The sequence below is a fragment of the Saccharomonospora iraqiensis subsp. paurometabolica YIM 90007 genome, from assembly GCF_000231035.2.
GTDB lineage: Bacteria > Actinomycetota > Actinomycetes > Mycobacteriales > Pseudonocardiaceae > Saccharomonospora > Saccharomonospora paurometabolica.
Genome location: NZ_KI912210.1, coordinates 22,688 through 23,222 on the forward strand (window position 1 = coordinate 22,688; position 535 = coordinate 23,222).

The 535-nt window shown below is 76.4% G+C and carries 1 protein-coding gene and 1 pseudogene; both read left to right on the plus strand.

The genetic code is table 11. The features are described from left to right. Positions 1-286 (plus strand): annotated as a pseudogene (locus tag SACPADRAFT_RS0204145) (DNA-3-methyladenine glycosylase 2 family protein); the annotation flags it as partial. Between the two features lie 46 nt (positions 287-332). Beyond that, on the plus strand, positions 333-535 hold a 203-nt coding region (locus SACPADRAFT_RS25510; RefSeq protein WP_007027938.1), incomplete at its 3' end, for a carboxyltransferase domain-containing protein.

Genomic DNA, 535 nt, shown 5'->3' on the forward strand with positions numbered 1-535 from the left:
ACGTGACCTGCTGCGCACGGTGCCCGGCATCGGCGTGTGGACGGCCGCCGAGGTCGCCCAGCGCGCGTGGGGCGACCCGGACGCGGTCAGCTTCGGCGACTTCCACATTCCCGCCGTCGTGGGTCACGCGCTGGTGGGCCGGGAACTGGACGACGACGGCATGGCGGCCGAGCTGGCGCCGTACGCGCCGCAGCGGCACCGCGCGGTGCGGTACCTGGAGGCGGCCGGGTTCTCCCGCCCCCGGTACGGCCCGCGGCACCCGGTGCGCGATTTCCGCGCGATCTGAGTGCCCGCCGGGCGGATACTGGAGGCGGAACGGGAAGAGGTGCGACGTGCGCGTACTGCCGTGTGCCGACGTGGGGCTGCTCGTGGAACTCGACGGCCTCGACGCCGTGCGTGCCCTGCACGCGGCCCTGGAGGCCGACCCGCCACCCGGGGTGGTGGACCTCGTCCCGGCCGCGCGGACCCTGCTGCTCCGGCTCGACCCGCGGCACGCCGACCCGGCCGAGGTGGAACGGGCGGTGCGGGGCACCCG